General features: G+C 43.4%; 12 protein-coding genes. 6 read left to right on the top strand and 6 right to left on the bottom strand.

The window, feature by feature from the left end:
• Positions 1-24: 24 nt before the first annotated feature.
• Entirely contained in the window at positions 25-306 is a 282-nt protein-coding gene (locus NBH14_RS20945) for a hypothetical protein (protein WP_186960105.1), read from the bottom strand.
• Between the two features lie 5 nt (positions 307-311).
• Entirely contained in the window at positions 312-857 is a 546-nt protein-coding gene (locus NBH14_RS20940) for a GNAT family N-acetyltransferase (protein WP_186960104.1), read from the bottom strand.
• Between the two features lie 115 nt (positions 858-972).
• On the opposite strand from NBH14_RS20940, the gene NBH14_RS20935 reads away from it, so the two are divergent.
• Positions 973-2700 (top strand): PD-(D/E)XK nuclease domain-containing ATP-binding protein, encoded by a 1728-nt coding sequence (locus NBH14_RS20935; RefSeq protein ID WP_186960103.1) that lies wholly within the window; start codon positions 973-975, stop codon positions 2698-2700.
• Positions 2701-2771: 71 nt separating this feature from the next.
• On the opposite strand, the gene mdh is transcribed toward NBH14_RS20935, so the two are convergent.
• A complete protein-coding gene (gene mdh / locus NBH14_RS20930) occupies positions 2772-3713 on the bottom strand; it encodes a malate dehydrogenase (protein ID WP_186960102.1) in 942 nt (313 codons plus the stop codon).
• 1390 nt (positions 3714-5103) lie between these two features.
• On the opposite strand from mdh, the gene NBH14_RS20925 reads away from it, so the two are divergent.
• Together NBH14_RS20925 and NBH14_RS20920 are read left to right on the top strand one after the other, a co-directional pair.
• Entirely contained in the window at positions 5104-7878 is a 2775-nt protein-coding gene (locus tag NBH14_RS20925) for a SusC/RagA family TonB-linked outer membrane protein (RefSeq protein ID WP_186960101.1), read from the top strand.
• Positions 7879-7890: 12 nt separating this feature from the next.
• Positions 7891-9516, top strand: coding sequence for a RagB/SusD family nutrient uptake outer membrane protein (locus tag NBH14_RS20920; protein ID WP_186960100.1), 1626 nt, complete (start codon positions 7891-7893; stop codon positions 9514-9516).
• Between the two features lie 66 nt (positions 9517-9582).
• Here the strand turns inward: NBH14_RS20920 and glgP are convergent, their stop codons facing one another.
• The gene (gene glgP, locus NBH14_RS20915) at positions 9583-12153 is read right to left on the bottom strand and encodes an alpha-glucan family phosphorylase (RefSeq protein WP_186960099.1); all 2571 of its coding nucleotides are present in this window, start codon (positions 12151-12153) and stop codon (positions 9583-9585) included.
• 89 nt (positions 12154-12242) lie between these two features.
• Complete coding sequence (locus NBH14_RS20910) at positions 12243-13901, bottom strand: glycosyltransferase (RefSeq protein WP_186960098.1); 1659 nt, start codon at positions 13899-13901, stop codon at positions 12243-12245.
• A 126-nt stretch (positions 13902-14027) separates the two neighbouring features.
• Between NBH14_RS20910 and NBH14_RS20905 the strand changes: the two genes are divergently transcribed.
• From NBH14_RS20905 to NBH14_RS20895, 3 genes are read left to right on the top strand one after another with little or no spacing between them, the layout of a single operon-like run.
• On the top strand, positions 14028-14318 hold the full coding sequence (locus tag NBH14_RS20905; protein WP_186960097.1) for a hypothetical protein: 291 nt from the start codon (positions 14028-14030) through the stop codon (positions 14316-14318).
• Entirely contained in the window at positions 14318-14863 is a 546-nt protein-coding gene (locus NBH14_RS20900) for a lysophospholipid acyltransferase family protein (protein WP_128134083.1), read from the top strand. The genes NBH14_RS20905 and NBH14_RS20900 overlap by 1 nt, the downstream gene beginning before the upstream one ends.
• A gap of 9 nt (positions 14864-14872) precedes the next feature.
• A complete protein-coding gene (locus NBH14_RS20895; RefSeq protein WP_186960096.1) occupies positions 14873-15655 on the top strand; it encodes an amidohydrolase in 783 nt (260 codons plus the stop codon).
• A 58-nt stretch (positions 15656-15713) separates the two neighbouring features.
• Here the strand turns inward: NBH14_RS20895 and NBH14_RS20890 are convergent, their stop codons facing one another.
• Positions 15714-17915, bottom strand: coding sequence for a sensor histidine kinase (locus NBH14_RS20890; protein ID WP_186960095.1), 2202 nt, complete (start codon positions 17913-17915; stop codon positions 15714-15716).
• Positions 17916-18177 lie beyond the last annotated feature (262 nt).

Raw genomic sequence — 18177 nt, 5'->3', positions numbered from 1 at the left:
AGGTATCCTCGTTTTTTTTGTTACTTATTCCAGGGCAGGAGATTCATGTGTTCTATATTCCATCTTTCCTTCCAGTAATTTGTCGAGATCATTGATCTGTTGATCCAGGAAAGTGGATAAGGCGTTGACTGTCCGTGTATTTTTAGACAGGTAACTCATGCTGTCCATTAGTAGGGCGGTGAGTTGGCTGGATTTTCGGATGTTCATGTTTGTATCCGGTTGTTGAATATAAGAGGTAAAACAACGGAAGAGGATAGGAATTAAGCGATCCCAAGGGAGTTCGAGGGTTGTAACCAAGGCTTTCATGTGTTTCAACTGATGGCGGAGGTAATTGAGATCAGGTTCGTTACTATTGTTGTTGTAGCTTCCTTATTCTCAAAAATCAGCTCATAGTCAGCCACATCCAGCCAACGGTTGAATTTTCGACCAACTTCATGGAAGCAGGAGACTTGTTTGAAATTTAGTCTTTCGTGTAGTTTTACACTGGGCTCATTGGGAATGGTGATGCAGGCGACCAGGGCATGAAACGAACGGTTGCGGCAGTCTTCAATTAACCGGTTCATTAATAAACGTCCGTATCCTTTGCCGGTATAGTCCGGATGGAGGTAGATGGTTGTCTCAACGGTGGAGCGATAGGCTTTTTTAGTTTTCCATTCGTGTGCATAACAGTAACCGGCAATCTTTCCGTCTTCGACATATACCCAGGCCGGATAATGTTCCATAATAGGGCATAACCGTTGGCACATCTCCGTTTCAGAAGGAACTTCCGTGTCGAAGGTTACTACCGTATTGTTTACATAGTGGGCATAGATCGCGACAATCTCGCTCACATCAGACACTGTCATCGGACGAATCATAATTCTTTTTTCTGCAAAGGTAATATTCTGCGAACATAATCACTTGTCGATCCGTTGGTTTATTGAATGGAATAAAGTAACTTTGTCTGTATATAATTCTAAAAGTCTCCCGATTATGAACAAAGTGAAAGGAATACCTTACGGAATATCCGATTTCAATCGGATGCGAAACGATAATTTTTACTTTGTGGATAAGACCAGGTATCTGCCCCTTATTGAGCAGATGCCCAGCTATCTCTTTTTGATTCGTCCGCGCCGGTTTGGGAAAAGCGTATTCCTAAGCATGATGCGTACTTATTATGATATTTCGCAAAAGGACAATTTCGATAAATACTTTGGAGACTTGTGGATTGGAAGCCACCCGACGGAGACACGTAACAGTTATCAGGTGCTTTATTTTGATTTCTCGAAAGCAAACCTGGGTAACGGGTCCCTGAAAGAAAACTTTAACGATTACTGCAATATCCGGCTTGCGGATTTCATGCGCCGTTATGCTTCCTACTATCAGAACGAAGGGATAGAAGAGTTCCTGAATGGCTCCGAAGCCTCAGATAAACTGCATTGGCTGGAAGCTACTGCCCAGCGCTTGGGGTATCCGCTCTATCTGATTATTGATGAATACGATAATTTCACCAATGTGATATTGAGTGAGCACGGGCAGCAGATGTTTCATGACCTTACCCATGCCAGCGGCTTCTACCGTGAATATTTCAAGCAATTCAAGGGTATGTTCCACCGCATCTTCATGATGGGGGTCAGTCCTGTTACGTTGGATGACTTATCAAGCGGGTATAATATTGACTGGAATATTTCAACTGATCCACGTTTCAATGCCATGATGGGATTCGATGAAACGGAAGTACGTGAAATGTTTCGATATTACCAGCAAAACGGCATGTTGGCGGGAGACATTGAAGCCATGATAGCAGAAATGAAACCGTGGTATGACAACTATTGCTTTGCACGTATGAGTTTGAAGGATGATCGGGTGTTTAATTGCGACATGACCTTGTATTACTTGCGCAATCAAGTGGATTTTCATTCTGCCCCCGAAGAAATGGTGGACAAGAATATTCGTACCGATTACAGCAAATTGAAAATGCTTGCCCGTATCGACCATGATACAACGCACGACGGGAGCCGCATGAGCACTATTGAAGAGATTGCTGCGGAAGGTGAAATTTATGTCGACTTGCATACTTCCTTTCCTGCCGAACGGGTGGCGGATATAGACAATTTTCGTAGCCTGCTTTATTATTACGGACTGCTTACCATATGCGGTACACGTGGCGACCGTTTGAAAATGTGTATTCCCAACAACTGTGTGCGTGAGCAGTATTTCGGATTCCTTCGCGATTATTATCAGCAACGTTATCAGTTAAATCTTTCCCATCTGAAGGATTTGATAGATGATTTTGCTTACGATGGCCAATGGCAACCGTTCTTCGATAGCATTGCGCATGCTTATCGTGAAAATTCTGCCGTGCGTGATGCCATAGAGGGTGAACGGAATCTGCAAGGTTTCCTGAAAGCCTACCTCTCTCTCGCTTCCTATTACCTGATGGAGCCGGAGTTGGAGTTGAACTACGGCTACTGTGATTTTTTTCTCCTGCCCGACAAACAGCGTTACCCTGACGTAGCGCATAGCTATGTACTGGAATTGAAATATTCTTCCCGGACTGCCACTGACTCTGAACTGGAAACCCAGGCCGAAGAGGGGCGACGCCAATTGCTGCAATACAGTGACGATAAGGTGGTACGTCGCATTGCCGAAGGAACAACGCTCCATCGGTTATTGTTGCAATTCAGGGGATGGGATATGGTAAGGTGTGAAGAAGTATAAGTGTCCAAAAAAAAGAGGATACGTCCTATGGCGTACCCTCTTTAATATAATCAATCGAGTTTGTTTACCGATTATAAAGCACCTACTTCTTTCAATGCTTCGTTTGTTCCCTTAACAGCGGCAGCGCTCTTAGCGAACAATTCTTTTTCTTCAGCTGTCAGTTCCAGTTCAACGATCTTTTCGATACCGTTTTTACCCAGGATAACAGGAACACCGATACAAAGATCTGATTCGCCGTATTCTCCTTCCAGATAAACTGAACAAGGAACCATTTTGCCTTGGTTGTGGATGATAGATTCAACTACAAATGCTCCTGCTGCACCCGGTGCATACCATGCAGAAGTACCCAGCAGTTTTGTCAGTGTAGCACCACCAACCATAGTAGAAGCAACAACTTCCTGCAATTTTTCAGTGCTCAGCAGTTTGCTTACAGGGATACCTTTGTAAGTAGCCAGACGAGCCAACGGGATCATTGTAGTATCACCGTGGCCACCGATTACCATACCTTCTACTTCGTTAGCATTGCATCCTAATGCCTGAGACAGGAAATATTTGAAACGAGAGCTATCCAATGCGCCACCCATACCGATGATACGGTTTTTCGGCAAGCCCAGAGATTTCAATGACAGGTAAGTCATCGTATCCATCGGGTTAGAGATAACTACGATAATTGCATTCGGAGAATATTTCAGGATGTTCTGAGCTACACTCTTCACGATACCAGCGTTTACACCGATCAACTCTTCACGAGTCATACCCGGTTTACGGGGAATACCTGAAGTGATAACAACAACATCAGAATTTGCTGTTTGAGCATAGTCGTTTGTGCAACCTACAACTGTAGTATCGAAACCCAGCAGCTGAGCTGTCTGCATCATATCCATTGCTTTGCCTTCGGAAACGCCTTCCTTAACATCAAGCATTACAACTTCGTCTGCCACTTCATTGAAGGCAAGAACATTTGCGCAAGTAGCACCTACATTACCGGCGCCAACAACTGTTACTTTAGACATAATAATAAGTTTTATATGTTATTACTTATAATAATATTTCTTGTTTTTAACGAGGACAAAGGTACAATGTATTGCTGAATAAAGAAATATTTCCGTAAATAATTTATTTGCGGGGACTATTAATTATCACTAAATAGGGGAAAGGAGAGGTTTGTTTAGAAAGTTTTGAGTCTATCTGTCCATAGGCTATCTGCTATCAATAAGGCAAGCCTAGTTACAGGTTTATTTGCCGTCTGCTTCAGCTGACGGTTTGCAAGCAGTTTCTCTCTTTTGGCTTTAGCCACATTTCCCTTTAATAGAGAGAGATTTAAAAATGGGACTAAAGTCCAAAGAGATAGACCTTCTACTGATCCGTCAGCTGAAGCAGACGGCAAATAAACCTGTAATAGCGAAGTCACTTTGATATGGGATAGTTCAAATCTGCCAAGAAGTGAGTTATCTGTTAATAGTGACAGGTTGTACCTGTTTCCCCTTGAGAGGGGGCAGGGTGTGTGTTATAGTCAGTAAATAAAACGAAACCGATTGCAGACTCTCCTAATAAAAGTTTTTCCGTTTTCTGTATTCATTCCTTCATTTATGGCATATATGCATTATAAATCAAACAATACAAGATGAACATAATGAAGGATCCGATATGATTTGTAATAGAATCGAGGTAAACGTCTCTATTTCTCCTCTATTTTCCTCTATCGCTTCATCATGAACAACCATTGGATACTGGCAAATCCAAAGGTATATCTTGTCTCTTTATTAGTGTATAGGTAGAGTGGAACTGATATACTTTTAGACCAAAAGTGCTGTATTCGTTCTTGTCCGTCATTTGTCAAATGCTTGTTCGATATCTGTCGGACGCTTATCTGATATCTGTCGAACAAGCGTCCGACAGATGACAAACAAGAAGTTGGATATGATTTTTGAATTAAAGAATAATAAGATAAATGCTTACAACATACGACTTATGACTTTACCTGAAAAAGGTATACAGAAAGTTTGCCTTTATTCATTATATTACATGGAAAATTTGAATTATATAGATGCTATAGGATGATATTCTTCATTATATTCATTTACAAACCATTATTCATCAGTACAGTAGCTTCAATATGAACAAATGAAGGAAAAAAACAGAAAAACTTTAGATGATAAAGATACTGTCTTGAATTTATATTGGGGGCATTAGTAGAAAGAACCAATTAAAAGTGAAAGAGCCATCCGCGTATCTGGTTCTTTATTAAAGATAGTTCAAATATGATAAATAGCGAACCTGCCAATACAAGTAATATTACAGAAATAAGCATTTACTTAAAAACATTTATTATATTTATGAACAATCCCTTGCGGTCGGTAGTTTTTATTGAAAAGGGGTTCATAATCTTAAATCGATATGCATATGGTTAAGTTCTATTCTTCTTTATTCATATTTCCTATATTTTTATTAGCTGTCCGGGGAATTGAAGGGCAGGCGCAGGTCGCTCCGTTACCGACGGATACATTCAGGACGGTTGTGCCTGATTCCATACGGCTGGATGATGAGATAGCCGTTGGATATGCAACGGGGAATCAGCGGACCATGTCCGGTTCTGTTGATAAAGTTTCTGAAAAACGTATGAACAAGGGATTTGTCTCCAGTTCGCTGAACGCTTTGAGCGGACAGGCGGCGGGGGTCAGTATCTCTACCGGAGCAAACAGGGCGGCTGCACTAAGTGCTGTCCGGGTGAGGGGAACGACTTCGCTGACCGGAGGGAACGACCCGCTGGTTATTATCGATGGCGTTTCTTCCGACCTGAATACGCTTAGTTCCATTTATCCGGCGGATATCGAGAGTTTCACTATCCTGAAAGATGCTTCCGAGACGGCACAGTACGGTTCGCGTGGTGCTTCGGGGGTGATCGAGGTGGCGACGAAGAAAGGGAAAGGCGGTGCTTTCAGTATCAGTTACGATGGTAGTTTCGGGGTGGAAGCTGTCTATAAGAATATGAAGATGCTGTCGGGAGATGATTTCCGGGCGGTGGCTTCCGAACGTAATATCGACATATTGGATCTGGGTTATAATACGAATTTCCCGGATGAAATAACCCGGACCGGGATTGTGCAGAATCATCATATAGCTTTGGGAGGAGGCTCTGAAACGTCCAACTATCGTGCTTCCCTCGGTGTTATGGACCGGGATGGCGTGGTGCGGACAAACGATTTTCAGAACTTTACCGTTAAACTGGATATCGCCCAGCGTGCTTTCAATGATCGGTTGAAGATAGACCTGGGTGTCTTCGGTTCCCTGCAAAAGAACCGTTATCTGAATGATATCCAGAAGACTTTCTATTCGGCTGCCGCGTTTAATCCGACATTCCCGAACCATCGGGACGAGCAGACAGGAGTATGGAACGGGGTAACCAATGCCAGCCAGATTACCAATCCGCTTGCCTGGCTGGAGGTGAAAGATGATGATTCGAATGCCCATTTTAATACCCATCTGAAGTTTACGGTCAATCTGAGCAAACAGGTTAAGTTTTCAGCCTTCGGTTCCTATACATATAATATAATAGATAACTCCCAGTATCTGCCGACCACGGTATGGGCGCACGGACAGGCCTATAAAGGTGAGAGGAAAATGGAGGACCTGTTGGGTAATCTGTTGCTGAGTTATTCGAATGATTGGGGAAAGCATCACCTGGATGCGCTTGGACTGGCGGAAGCTCAGAAGAATATCCTGACCGGATTTTATACGACTGTTACGAATTTCTCAACGGATAAATTCGGATATAATAATTTGCAGGCAGGGGCCGTACGTCTTTGGGAGGGGACGAACTCTTACTATGAAGATCCTCGGCTGAGTTCTTTCCTGGGACGTGCCAATTATGTCTATGCCGGGAAATATGTGGCGACGGTCAATGCCCGTGCGGATGCTTCTTCCAAAGTCGGCAAGAATAATAAATGGGGGTTCTTTCCTTCTGTCTCGGCTGCCTGGATAATCACGGAGGAGGATTTTATGAAACAGTTCACTTTTCTGAATGATTTGAAACTGCGTGCCGGTTACGGCCTTTCCGGTAATCAGGATGCGATCGATTCTTATAACTCCCTGCAACTGGTGAAACCTAATGGCGTGGTATCGGTAGGAGGCAGTCCGACGGTAACGATGGGCGTAATCCGGAATGCCAACCCCGACCTGAAATGGGAAGTAAAACGTACCGTGAATGCAGGGGTGGATGTCGGTTTCTTCCGTAACCGCCTGTTGATGACTGTCGATTATTATAATTCGAAGACCAGCGATATGCTTTATCTTTATGATGTGAGCGTTCCGCCTTTTGCCTACAATAAATTGTTGGCAAACCTCGGTTCGATGCGGAATAGTGGTGTCGAACTGGGTTTCGGCGTTACTCCCTTGCAAACGAAGGATATGGAATTGAGTATTAATGTCAACGTGACTTTCCAGCAGAACAAACTCCTGTCCCTGAGCGGCATGTATAAAGGCGAACAGATGTCAGCACCGGAATATACCAGTATCTCCGATCTGAATGGCGCAGGTTTTCATGGCGGTTATAACCATATCGTCTATCAGGTTGTCGGACAGCCTTTAGGTGTCTTTTATCTTCCTCATTGTACCGGACTGACACAGCAGGAGGATGGTAGTTACAGATATGAGATTGCCGACCTGAATGGCGATGGCGTGAATCTGGAAGATGGCGAAGACCGTTACATTGCCGGACAGGCGACTCCCAAGACGATGCTGGGGTCGAATATCAGTTTCCGCTACAAGCAGTTCGATGTCTCTTTACAGATAAACGGAGCCTTCGGGCATAAGATATACAACGGGACTTCCCTTACTTATATGAATATGGGCAGTTTCCCCGATTACAATGTGCTGCAAGGTGCTCCGGAGCAGAATATAAAGGATCAGACGGCAACGGATTACTGGTTGGAGAAAGGTGATTACATTAACTTTGACTATCTGACCGTGGGATGGAATGTCCCGTTGGGCAAGTGGAAGAAATATGTGCAGAACCTGCGGTTGTCCTGTTCTGTCAATAATCTGGCAACGATCACCGGCTATTCCGGCCTGACTCCTATGATCAATAGTTATATTGTGAATAATACGCTGGGGATAGACGATAAGCGGAATTATCCGGTTTACCGTTCTTATACGGTCGGTTTGAGTTTTCAATTTTAATAATTAGCAGCGATGAAGAAGTTAGTTTTACTATCCTATATTTTGTGCGGTCTTACTTTTCTTTCCTGTAGTAAGTTCCTGGAAGAGAATCCGCAGGATCAGATTTCGGAAGAGGAAGCCTATGATAATGCCACTTCGGTCTACTTGAACACGGTTGCTACGCTTTATAATTATGTAGGTGGTTACAGCGATAGCCAGGGATTACAGGGTACTTACCGGGGAATATATGATCTGAATACCTTTACAACGGATGAGGCGATCCTTCCTACCCGTGGCGGCGACTGGTATGACGGTGGTTTCTGGCAAGGTTTGTTCCTGCATAAATGGGGTGTCAGCAGTGATGCCATACGGGCGACCTGGGAGTATCTGTATAAGGTGATTGTATTGAGCAATAAGTCTTTGGAACGTCTGGATGAATTTTATAAGCAGACGAACAACCGGTATATCCCGGCTTATATGGCTGAGGTGCGGGCTTTCCGGGCCATGTATTATTATTACCTGGTGGATATGTTCGGACGTGTTCCGCTTGTATTGTCGTCATCCACTCCGATGAAAGATGTAAAGCAGAGTACCCGGCAGGAAGTGTTTGAGTTTGTGGTAAAAGAATTGCAGGAGGCAGCGCCGTTGCTAAGTGCGGAGCGTAGTAACCAGCTCGGTGACTATTATGGGCGTTTGACACGTCCGGTTGCTTATTTCCTGTTGGCTAAACTGGCTTTGAATGCCGAAGTTTACACGAATAATAGCTGGACGGCCGGAAGTCAGCCGGATGGAAAAAGTGTGTTTTTTGAAGTCGGCGGTCAACGGTTGAATGCGTGGGAAACCGTGATCGCTTATTGCGATTCCATAACAGCGCTTGGTTACCAACTGTCACGTACTTATGAGGAGAACTTTTCCGTATTTAACGAAACCTCTGTAGAGAATATCTTTACGATTCCGATGGATAAGAATTTTTATACGAACCAGATGCAATACCTGTTTCGTTCCCGTCATTATAATCATGCGAAGGCTTACGGATTATCCGGTGAGAATGGCTCTGCCGCTACAATAGAAGCGCTCCGGACTTTCGGTTACGATACGGATTCGGTCGATGCCCGTTTCAGTAAATGCTATTTTGCCGGTGTTGTGCTTGATCTGAATGGGGATACCGTTCGGCTCGATACCGGGCAGGTGTTGGAATATCTGCCCTGGAAGGTCGATGTGGATATATCCGGTAAACCGTTTGAGAAGGTGGCGGGTGCCCGTATGAAGAAATATGCAATCGATAAAACGGCGACTAAAGACGGGAAGCTGATGGATAATGATATTGTGCTGTTCCGCTATGCCGATGTTTTGCTGATGAAAAGTGAAGCATTGGTCCGTAACGGGGGAAACGGGGAGGCAGAGTTGAATCAGGTCCGTTCCCGTGTCGGAATGCCGGACCGTCAGGCTACTCTGGAAAATATACTGGCCGAACGTCAACTGGAATTTGCCTGGGAAGGGTGGAGGAGGCAGGACCTGGTCCGCTTTGGTCTTTTTACACGAACCTATAGCAGCCGTCCGCAGTTACCGGGAGAAAGCAGTGGTTATACGACTGTCTTTCCGATTCCCGAAAATATACTTTCCCTGAATAGAAATCTGACACAGAATCCTGGATATTAAATAAATATGAAAAAAGGATGCCCCCGTTATGGAAGCATCCTTTTTTATATCTGCTATAATTGTTTATTATAACTGAATCCAACGAACATAAGCAAAGTCCATACGGTGAGGCAATTCTTTGTTTACAGGGTAAACACGGAAGCCCATTTTATGAACACCAGCTTCGCTCGGAGTTGTTTTCAATTCAAAGAACAGTTTAGAACCTTCTTCTTTCTTCAACTCGAACGGTTTTGTATAAAGCAATTCAAGCTGATGATTTTCCGAGTTTTCTTTGGTCACAACCACTTCGGCTCCAAGCATTCCCTGAAGGTCTTTGCGGTCGATTACCAGATTGAATGAATATTCTTTGCCGACAACCGGTCCGTCGATAGCCAGATCTTTGCTGCAAGTGAATGATTCAACCTGGAAGCTGTCCCAATGTTCTGCCACTTCTTCTTTCCATGCTGCGATAGCTTTGGCTTCAGCATAGTTACCTTCACGCAAATGAGCGGAACGGTTAGCCAGTTTGCTGTAGAAACGGCTGATATAATCGTCCAACATACGTTTCATAGTATAGTCGGGAGCGATCTGAGACATTGAGTTCTTGATATACTGGATCCATTCGGGAGAATATCCCTTGCTGTTTTTAGCATAGTAAGTCGGGATGATCTCTGTTTCCAATATATGGTAGATCGTAGCGGCATCCAACTGATCCTGATACTGCTGGTTTTCGTAAGTACGTTTGTCGGTCAATGCCCAACCAGCACCTTCTTTATAACCTTCGTACCACCATCCGTCGAGTACGGAGAAGTTCAGAACACCATTCATCTCTGCTTTTTCACCGGATGTACCTGATGCTTCCAGCGGACGGGTCGGAGTGTTCAACCAAACGTCGACACCGGCAACCAGGTGACGTGCCAGACGCATGTCGTAGTTTTCGAGGAAGATGATCTTACCCAAAAATTCCGGACGACGTGAGATTTCTACGATATGTTTGATCAATCCCTGTCCGCCACCGTCAGCCGGGTGGGCTTTTCCGGTAAATACGAACTGGATCGGATATTTTTCATTGTTTACGATCTTAGCCAGACGGTCAAGGTCTGTGAACAATAAGTGTGCACGTTTATAAGTGGCGAAACGACGACCGAAACCGATCAGCAACGCATTCGGATTGATCTTTTCAAGGATAGAAACAACCTTTACAGGGTCTCCCTGATTCTTCAACCAGCTCTGTTTGTACTGGCCTTTGATGTATTCGATCAGTTTATTCTTCAGAGTTTTGCGCAGTTCCCAGATATCGTCATCGTTGACGTTCTGGATAGCTTCCCAAAGTTTTTTGTTGGATTGGTCTTCAAAGAATTTTTCACCGAAACGCTGGTGGAAGAAACGTTTCCACTCTGTAGAAGCCCATGTCGGCATGTGTACGCCGTTAGTTACATATCCTACATGCAGTTCATCCGGGAAATATCCTTTCCATACCGGAGCAAACATGCGCTGTGATACTTTTCCGTGCAACCAGCTTACACCGTTTGCTTCCTGGCAAGTATTCAAAGCGAATACACTCATAGAGAACTTTTCGTTAGAACCCGGATTCTCGCGTCCCATATCGATAAATTCCTGCCAGCTGATACCCAACTTACCGGGGAATTCACCCATGTAGCGACCGAACAGGCCTTCGTCGAAATAGTCGTGTCCGGCAGGAACCGGAGTATGTACTGTATAAAGAGCAGAAGCGCGTACAACTTCCAATGCCTGATTGAAAGTAAGTCCGTCGTTCTGGATATAGTTAACCAGACGCTGAGCATTGATCAATGCTGCGTGGCCTTCGTTACAATGATAGATCTGTTTTTTGATACCCAGTTTATCCAGCATCAGGATACCGCCGATACCTAACAGGTATTCCTGTTTCATACGGTTTTCCCAGTCGCCGCCATATAACTGGTGAGTGATTGAACGGTCCCATTCGCTGTTCTGAGGAATATCTGTATCCATCAGATACAAAGGAACACGTCCTACGCTTACTTTCCAGATATGAGCATATACGGTTCTGCCTGGGTAAGGTACTTCCAATACCATCGGTTCGCCGTTTGACTGCATTACCTGAGAAAGAGGTAAAGAGTTGAAGTTCTGCGGTTCGTAGTTTGCTATCTGCTGTCCGTCCATAGACAGTGATTGTGTAAAGTACCCGTAGCGATACAGGAAACCTACAGCTGTCAGGTCGATGTTGCTGTCGCTGGCTTCTTTCAGGTAGTCACCTGCCAGAACACCCAGACCACCTGAGTAGATTTTCAGGATGTTAGTCAGGCCATACTCCATGCTGAAATAGGCTACAGACGGTTTTGTAGCATCTGGTTTCTTGTCCACATATTTCCTGAAGTTGGCGTAAACTTCTTGGATTTCGGCCATCAGCACTTTGTCGGCCTGGATTTCTTCAATGCGTTTGAAAGATAAGCTTTGGAGCAAAAGTACCGGATTGCCTTCCGTAGATATCCAAAGGCTTTTGTCGATTTTTCCAAATAATTTAGCTCCTTCATGATTCCATACCCACCACAAATTAGTAGCCATTTCGTGTAAGGGTTGTAATGCTTCGGGGAGCATCGAATGTGAATAAACGTCCTTCCAGATCGGACTGTTTGCGTTATTCGCCTTGATTTTCATTATTGTGATATTTAAAATGATTCAACTTAAAATAAGATGTAAAAAAACTGTGGCAAAGATAGGATTATCTTGCTAATTATGAGCTATGTTTAACTGTTTCTTTTGGTTGCGGCTTCCAATGCGTCGCTGAAAGCTTTTTGATAGAAAACAATAAATTTACTCCATTCAGCCTGTTTTGCCAGTTTAAAACAGCGTTTGCGTATTTCTTCAACTTCTTTTTTGTCTTTCTTGACGAGTGAGAGAATTGAAGCAGTGATAGCATCAGCAACATCGAAATAGTTGAAGTCTGTCCGTTCAATAACAGCCACACCTTCGCTGATGTTTTTGCCGGAGACACTTTTTTCCGCCCAAAGGCCGAAACCGGCAAGGTTGGTCGTTACTGTCGGTATGCCAAAGGCAACACTTTCCAGTGGAGTGTATCCCCAGGGTTCGTAGTATGACGGATATACGGTTGCATCCATACCGATCAGCAGATCGTAATAGGGCTTGTTAAAGATTCCGTCGCGTCCGTCCAGGTAGCAGGGTACAAATATTATTTTCAGTTTTTCGGAAGCCTGATTTGTGAATCCTGCGTGTGAGATATAATTTAATACCTTGTCCTGATCCATCAGATTCAGCCAGTGGGTAATAAAAGGCATTTGCATGGGAGAGGTGGTCTGAATATTTTTTTCAATCACCTCTTTCAGGTCGGCGCGTGCATCGCGGACCCAGGCCGGAACCATCAGGAAGGCAACGACTTCACGTTGTAGTTCTCCTGAATTGCGTACACGGTTCATAGCTTCGATGAAGACGTCGATCCCTTTGTTACGGTATTCATAACGTCCGCTGGTCGATACGAGCAATGCATCCGGAGAGATGGGGCATCCCAGTAATTTCTCGGCTACATTGATCAACGTTTTGCGGGCTTCTGCACGTTTCTTTGTATATTCTTTTCCTTCGGGAACGAAGTTGGGTTCAAAACCGTTCGGGGTAACAATATCCGGAGCCTTGTCCAGCAATTGTTTACACTCCCGGGCTGTGATATCACTGACTGTCGTGAAACAGTCCACATGGAGAGCCGTTTGCTTTTCCAGCGAATGTTTGGCTTCCATATTCAGTTCCTTCGCCATCTGGTCGCCATTGTATCCGTCCATATAAGCATATAATGCTTTGTTGTTGCCGGCAATGGAACGGCCGATAGATGTAGCATGAGTAGTGAACAGGGTTGCAATGGCGGGGATTTGCTTTTTGATATAAAGCGCTCCCATACCCAGCATCCATTCATTGAACAGTGCTGTTACTTTCTTATCGGAAAGATTATAGAAGTTGTAGAAACTTTCAATCACTTTTCCTACTGCATAGGCAAAAATACAGGATTCGTCATAGTCGCCATAAGCGTGCATCGAATCTACCCTGAAGTTTTCCCACATGGAGTAAAAGAAAGCGTCCCGATCACTGAAAAAAGGCTTGAAGTCGATTAATACCACCGGAGGAGTACCAGGTACGTTCCAGCGTCCGACTTTCATTTTTAGTTTGTCAGTGGTTCTTGCATGTTTTTTCCAATCAGCAAACAGAGCATCATCTTCGATAAAGTCCGGAGCGTTAGCGGGTCCCCACACATCAGGTCCGATAAATACTACTTTATCGTTAAACATCTGTTGCAGAGTGTGCGCTTTTGTAGACAGCACTGTGTAGATCCCTCCCACTTTATTACAGACTTCCCAACTGCTTTCAAAGAGATATTCTGGCGTTGTTGTCTTTGTATCCATAAACGATTTTGTTTATAATCAGAGAATTTGAAGCTGCAAAGATACATTATTTTTATCTTTTTTCCTGCGGTGTGAGTTATTTAATAAAGGATTTTGTAGATTTGTAGATATTTTAATGCGAAAATTATGGCTAAAAGAAGAATTTTAAAGAAAGAAATCAGCTATGTAGCAGGTGAACTGTTTTCTGAAGTATTAGTTTGTAAGCTATTTATTCCTGGAGTAGAGGAAGATAAAGCTGATGTTCTGTTGACAAGGATACTGGATATGCAGGATGAATTTATCCGTCGTGCCGGAACTCCGGATGCCAAAGACAACAAAACACTGGTAAAAGAGTATTATCGTAAACTTAGAGTTGATTTGCAGACAGAAGTCGACGCTATTGCAAACGAAATAGGAGAGCTAAGCAAAGAAAAATAATGAAGAAAGCGATCTGTAAGGCACTTCTTCGCATGGCCGGATGGAAACTGGGACCAGTTAGCGAAGATGTGCCTAAATGTGTGATATGCGTCGCCCCGCATACCAGCAATTGGGATTTTATTGTCGGAAAGTTGTTTTATACGGCATTAGGGCGTAACGCCAGTTTTCTAATCAAAAAAGAATGGTTCTTTTTTCCGTTCAATGTATTGTTTTCGTGGCTGGGTGGTGTGCCTGTCGACCGTCATCAACGGACTTCGGTAACCGACCAGATGGTTGAGGTGTTTAATAAACGCAAAATTTTTCAGCTGGCTGTGACACCGGAAGGTACACGTAAAAAGGTGGAAGAATGGAAGAAAGGGTTTTATTATATTGCTGAAAAGGCACAGGTTCCTATCATGATCGCTTATTTTGATTATGCAAAGAAGGAAGCCGGGTTTAAAGGATTGTTTTATCCAACCGGGGATGCAGAAAAGGATATTCGTACAATTCGTGAAAGTTACCGGGATGTGACAGCTTGTCATCCGGAAAATTTCGTAAAAGTTTAATTTACTATTATGGCAGACAGCTTACGTATCAGTATGATTCAATCCCATATCATTTGGGAAGACAGAGACGAGAATCTTGGTTATTACGGAGAATTACTCCGGCGTGTGAGTGGGAAAACGGATATTGCCGTACTTCCCGAAACCTTTACAACCGGTTTTTCCATGGAGGTGGAAAAGCTGGCTGATACGATGGATGGCCCGACTGTCCCGACTATAAAGGGATGGGCCGCTAAATATAATCTGGCTGTCGCCGGTAGTTTTATAGCGAAAGAAGACGGAAAATATTTTAACCGTGCTTTCTTTATCACTCCGGAAGGGGACGAATATTATTATGATAAACGTCATTTATTCCGGATGGCTGCTGAAGATAAGCATTTCACGGCTGGCGATAAACGTACGGTAATAAAGTATAAAGACTGGAATATCTGTTTGCTGGTTTGTTATGATCTCCGTTTCCCGGTATGGAGCCGCAACGTGGATAATGAGTATGACCTATTAATATATGTAGCAAACTGGCCTGAACCCCGTAAAAAGGTATGGAAAGCATTATTGCCTGCCAGGGCCATTGAAAATATGGCGTATGTGTGCGGTGTGAACCGGGTGGGTATCGATGGTAAAGGGTCTACTTACCGGGGCGATTCCATGATCTTCTCTCCGAAAGGAAAGAAACTGGCAGATGCCGGCAAACGGGAGGAAATAACTCGCACCTGTACATTAAATAAGAGTGATTTGGAGGAGTTGCGTGCTAAATTCCCGGCGTGGAAGGATGCAGATGCTTTTTCGATTATCTGAGTCATAGAGTTATTGAAAAAAGAGCGGCTATCGGGAAGAAACCTGGTAGCCGTTTTTTTTAGGAAATGTGTAAGGGTAATGATATTGTAAAACGGCTTCCTTTGTTTTCTTCCGATTGTAGTGTGATCTCTCCGCCGAAACGATGGATGATAACCTGGCAAATGGATAAACCGAGCCCTGTACCCTGTGCAAACTCATCCAGTTTATTAAAACGTTCGAATACTGCTTTCTGTTTTTCTTTTGGGATACCGATTCCCGTGTCTTCTACGATGATCTCTACAGCCATTCGTCTGGGATTGTAATTGTAGCCTATTTTGATATATCCGCTTTTGGTGAATTTGGAAGCATTGTTGATGAAATTAGTGATGACCTGCGTCAGACGGTGTTTGTCTGTATTGAGCATAACTGCTTCTGACGGTTTCTCTATTTTCAGTTCAACACCTTCCGGCATCAGAAATTTATGTGTCTGATAAACGTCGTTCATTAGATCCGACAGATTGTATTCACCAAAGGAAAACTCCATTCTGCCCGATTCGATGCGTGACAGGTCCAGGATATCATTTATCAGTTTTAGGAGAAGGTCTGAATTTGTGTTGATCAGTTTCAGGAAATCATTGCGTTCTTCTGCTGATAATTCCACTTCTTCTTCGGCAATGATATTTGAGAATCCAACGATCGCATTCAAAGGCGTACGTATTTCGTGGCTCATATTCGCGAGGAAGGCTGATTTCATTTTATCTGATTCTTCGGCTTTCTGTCTGGCGAAGATCAGTTCCTGCTTGGCTTCTTTTTCCTGTTGGATGTTCAGGCAAAGGCCACTGAAGAAATCATTTTCTTTATTATAGGTATATCTGAATTCCCACCATTGGTATTCTTTGTTGTCAAACATGCATTGTATCTGGGAAATGTTGTTTTCCTGATCTCCGGATATCGCCATTTCTATATTCTTATTAAATATTGGCAGGTCTTGGGGGAGGATACAATTTTGAAATTCTTCTATGCTGAAAGGTTTTTCTTTTATACCTGCGGCTATATAGAAATCCTTGTCAAAGTAGAGTCTCTTGTCTCGTAGCTGGAATGCGAATACTTTTCCTCCGGCTAAAGCCAGTGATAAGAATTGTTCTCCTTTCCTCAGGTCTTCCTGTGCTTGTTGTTTGTTGCGGTTTTCTCGCAGATAGAGATGGAACAGGTATGAGATGAGGAGAATAACTGCTATACCTGTGCAAATACCGAATAATATGATATGGGAACTGTATCTTTCAAAAAAAGGCATATTGATAATCTGGTAGTTCTTGGGTATTTGGTTCAAGGGAATGTGCCACCGGACCATTTCTTCCCAGTCTATCAAATATTCTTTCGGACTTTCCGTAATGGGAATGTTGCTGAATGGTTTGCCGCTTAAAACCTCACTTGCTGTTTTCACAGATAACTCGATTTGTGTATTGTAAGGTGTAATGTATCCTCCCAGCAAACCTTCCTTTAATCCAAAGCCTTCATTGATCACAGTAATAGTGGGAGCACTGGCAAATAATCCCAGACGTTTGGAGGTAAAATCGCGTTTGCTTTGTACGAAGACGGAGTAGCGGGCCAATCCGGATAAGGCCCATAATAGTTGCACTGACTTTGTAGACCGTCCGTCAACCATTGTATAAAAAGTTTTTTGAGGTTTAGTGGTTAAAGTTTTTGATCCATATAGAGAGCTATCTGCTGTGAACGTATATGTGTTATTTTTATCAACAGTAAAATAGGCACCTGAGATATAATTTATGCCTTTTTCTTTTAATTCGTTTAGAAAAGAACCGGTTGTCTGCTTTCCCAAAGGAGTTTCATCAGTCCAGATATTAATTTTCATAGGTCCGAATATATCTTCCGCCATTTTTATGGTTTTCAGGAATTCCGGACGATCCCAATAGCCTGTCACATTGGGATGTTGTTTCAGGAGGTTCCAGTTGGGATAATTTACACCGGCAAAAATGGTTGGGATTTGTTTGGATAGCGGATGATCGCAATTCATAAATGAGTAACATGCCTGATCATCGTAGGTCAGGATTATATCCGGGGGCCAGCCCGAGAGTGAATCCAGGTAATTATAGATCCTTGCTTTTTCCTCTTTGTCCAGGTATGTTTCGCAATCCAGATAAAATGTCCGGATATCTGCTTTTATATGGTTTCGCCTGAATTCATTCCGAATTTTATGTTCTGTACCGTGGTATCCGTCGTATTCCGGTTCGTATGATTGGATCACCAATACCCGCTTCATGTCCGAAACCGATCGGTCACAAGAAAAGCAGACCGTAAGTAACAGTATGCCTGTGAGATGGAATAGATATTTAGTCAACGCTGTCTGCATAATTACTAGTGCGATCTTTCCGTAATTCTAGTGTCGTAAGTCTTATTTTTTATAATGCATTATGAGGCTGTAAATATAGTAAGGAGTTTTTGATTGTCAACGAATCTTATTCTTTAAATTATATTTATGCAAAAAAAGCGACTGCCGGAGATTAATCCGACAATCGCTCTTC

This window comes from Parabacteroides caecihominis, from assembly GCF_023656785.1.
GTDB lineage: Bacteria > Bacteroidota > Bacteroidia > Bacteroidales > Tannerellaceae > Parabacteroides > Parabacteroides segnis.
The sequence above is the reverse complement of the archived record's forward strand: the minus strand, read 5'-3'. Positions and strand labels throughout refer to the sequence as shown.